The organism is Solihabitans fulvus (assembly GCF_008386585.1).
In the GTDB taxonomy this organism is placed as follows: Bacteria; Actinomycetota; Actinomycetes; order Mycobacteriales; family Pseudonocardiaceae; genus Solihabitans; species Solihabitans fulvus.
On the sequence record NZ_VUOB01000341.1, the window covers coordinates 1 to 203 of the forward strand.

The 203-nt window shown below is 45.8% G+C and carries 1 protein-coding gene; it reads left to right on the plus strand.

The window, feature by feature from the left end; translation table 11 throughout:
- A partial coding sequence (locus tag F0L68_RS44275; protein WP_223199655.1) for an RNA-dependent RNA polymerase family protein occupies positions 1-203 on the plus strand: 203 nt, incomplete at both ends.

Here is a 203-nt window from a genome sequence, read left to right on the forward strand (position 1 = left end):
ATGGGCATCGACAGTTTAGTTCAAAGGCTGGGAACCGAGTTCAACGTCTGGTATCTGGATGATGGAACTATCGGTGACTCGCCGGAGAATGCCATTTCAGGCATTAAAAGGCTGATTGATGACCTTCGTGAAGTGGGATTGGAAATAAATCAGCGGAAATGTGAGTTGACAATGCTCAATCACACTAGAGAGGAAACCCAACA